The sequence below is a fragment of the Streptomyces sp. NPDC007162 genome (assembly GCF_040634175.1).
Lineage (GTDB): Bacteria > Actinomycetota > Actinomycetes > Streptomycetales > Streptomycetaceae > Streptomyces.
The window spans coordinates 1-3106 of sequence record NZ_JBEYFC010000776.1 but is presented as its reverse complement, the minus strand read 5'-3'; the positions used below and the strand labels follow the sequence as shown (position 1 = coordinate 3106).

1 protein-coding gene is annotated in these 3106 nt (G+C 71.7%); it reads left to right on the top strand.

Annotated elements, in window-relative coordinates; genetic code table 11:
• Positions 1 to 620 precede the first annotated feature (620 nt).
• Positions 621 to 3106: BTAD domain-containing putative transcriptional regulator (locus tag ABZ646_RS43720; RefSeq protein WP_360532544.1), on the top strand; the 2486-nt coding region annotated here is incomplete at its 3' end.

Here is a 3106-nt window from a genome sequence, read left to right as displayed (position 1 = left end):
GTCGTTGATGAACGTCGGCGGGACGGACATGCTGGTGCCCTTGTGGCCGGCGGCGTCACGCTGTCGGCCACCCACCGTATGCGCCCGGGACGCCGGGGACGGCTCCAGGACGGTCTTCGCCCGTCAACGCGGCCGCGGCGGCCTTCGGGAGTCCGGCAGGCGACAGCGCCGTACGGTGCACACCTGATCGGCTCCGCAGACGCGTGAACGAGCAGACGGCTACAGACCGTAACGGTCTTTCGGGTTGCAGGGCGCGGTACACCCACCCCGTCCGCCTCCCGCCACCGGCCGTCGTGCCGTCGGGATCCCCGGCCGCCGCCGCCGGCCGGTCCGCCGTTCGCCTCCCGCGGCCCGCCGTTCCCCCGTGGCCTGCGCAGGTGGTGCCGGACACCCGCGAAAACCTGTCCGATATCCAACAGCGTGCCCCCTGGCGCGTCGGCAACCGCCACCAACGCGCGACAAGCGGTCCACCGCATGGGTGAGAATGTCAGCATCTACGTCGGCCGCCCTGTGCCGTTCACTGCGGAACGTGAAGGAACGGGAAGCCGTCTCCGGTCCCCTCGGTCCCTGCAGTCGCGGTGTCGTGGCAGCCGTCCAGGACCGAGGAGAGGACACGCGCCATGCGCCAGACAGGGCCCATCCGCTTTCGCATCCTCGGATCCCTGGAATGTTGGGACGAGGACGAACGCGTCCACGTCGGAGGACCCGTCAACGAGCGCGTCCTGGTGACGTTGCTCCTCGAACCGCAACGGGTGCTGCCGGTCCACCGGCTCATCGAGGCCGTCTGGGACCAGGACGCGCCCGCGACCGCCGCGCACCAGGTCCGCAAGGCCGTTGCCGAGCTGCGTCAGCGCATCCCCGGCGGTCGGACCCTCATCGTGACGGACGGACCCGGCTACCGGGCCTCCGTGACGCTCGAACAGCTCGACCTGCTCCAGTTCACCGACGCGCTGCAACGGGCCCGCGACCACACCGCCGCCGGCCGGACCACGGAGGCCACGGCGCTGCTGAGGAAGGCCCTCGCCCTGTGGCGCGGCCCGGTGCTGTCCGGCAGCGGCGGCGCTGTCGTGGACGCGGCCTCCGCCTCCCTCGAGGAACGGCGGACGACCGCGGTGGAGCAGCTCTTCGACCTGAGACTGGAGGCGGGCGAGAGTGCCTCACTGATCGCCGAGATCCGCGAAGCGGTCCGCGACAACCCGCTGCGCGAGCCCCTGCGCGGACATCTGATGCTCGCCCTGTACCGCTCGGGGCGCCAGGCGGAGGCGTTGGAGGAGTACGGCACGATCCGCGCCGTACTCGACGAGGAACTGGGCATCCAGCCGGGCACCTCGCTGCGCGAGCTCCACCAGGCGATCCTGCGCAACGACCCCTCGCTCAACGGCCACGCCCCGCATGCCCCGGCGGCGCCCGCGGTGAGCAGCGGCCGGTCCACCCTCCCCTACGACCTGCGCGACTTCACCGGCCGCGAGGAGGAACTGCACAAGCTCCTGGGCTTCATCGAGGACGCCGACGGCTCCGGGCCGCTCATCGTCGCCATCGACGGTATGGGCGGCAGCGGCAAGACCTCCCTCGCGGTCCGGGCGGCACACCGTCTCGCCGAGCGGTATCCCGACGCCCAGCTCCACCTCGACCTGCGTGGCTACACACCCGACGAGGAACCGCTCACTCCCGCGGCCGCGGCCGAGGCCCTGCTGCGCATGCTCGGCGTTCCCGGCGAACGGATACCCGACGATCCGCAGGGCCGCATCGCCCTGTGGCGCGCCACCATGATCAAGCACAGGATGATCCTCCTGCTTGACAACGTAGTCGACGAGTCCCAGGTGCGGCCCCTGCTGGCGTCCCCCACCAGCACCATCGTCCTGGTCACCAGCCGAGCCCTGCTCGTGGACCTGGACGCCGCGCACTCCATCTCGCTCGGCACCATGGCTCCGCCGGACAGCATCGCGCTCATCGTGAGCATCATCGGTGACCGCCGGGCCGAAGCCGAGCCCGAGGCGGTCGCCGAACTGGCGGATCTGAGCGGGCACTTACCCCTGGCGCTGCGCATCGCCGCGGCCCGGCTGCGCAAGCGCCCCCGTTGGAGCGTGCGTTACCTCGTGGACCGGCTCCGCGACGACACCCACCGCCTGGCGGAACTCAGCGCCGGCGAACGCAGCGTGGAGGTCACACTGCGGCTGTCGTACGAGGGACTGGACGCCGCGTACCGCAAGTCCTTCCGTCTGCTGGGCCAGTACCCGGGCGCCGAGCTCGACGTGTACACGGCGGCGGCGCTGCTCGACCTCGGAGTCCGGGACGCCGAGGACGTCCTGGAGTACCTCCTCGACATGCACCTGGTGCAGCAGCACGAGCCCGGCCGCTACGCCTTCCACGACCTGGTGCGCAGTTTCGCCCACATGCTGTCGCGCACCCGGCACTCGGGGGGCACCGGCGAGTTCAGCGAGGAGGCGGCGGGCGCGGTGCGCCGGTTGATGGAGTACTCGCTCACGGCGTCTGACGTCGCCTGTGACCTGCTCTTCCCCGGCCGGGTGCGGATGGCGCGGTCGGCGCCGTCGTTCCGTCCTGAGCTGACGCCCCTGCGCACGCCGGAGGCCGCCCGCGACTGGTTCGAACGCGAGCAGGACAGTCTTCTCGCGGCGATCGCCCTGGCGTTCCGCCGGGACCTCGACCGTGAGGTGGCGCTGCTCGCGGCCAACGTCGTCTTCCACCTCGATCTGCGCGGCCGGCTCGACGAGTTCCTCGCGCTCTGCCACACGGCGGTGGCCGCGGCCCGTCGCCTCGGCGAAGCCGATCTCCTGCGGCTGAGCCTGTCCAACCTGGCGGTCGCCTGCTGGAAGCGCGGCCGGTTCGAGGACGGCATCGCGGCCGCCGTCGAGGCCCACGAACTGGCGGTCGAACTCGGCGACCGCCGAGGACAGGCCAAGGACACCGGCGTCCTCGGACTGCTGCTGGCCACCACGGGCCGGTTCGACGAGGCGCTGTCGCGACTGGAGCAGTCCATCGCCCTCAAGCGCGAACTCGGCGCGGAGCGGGCCGAGGCGGAGTCCCTGTCCAACATCAGCGGCGTCCACATGGAGCGCGGTGACTTCCAGGAGGCGGTGCGTACGGC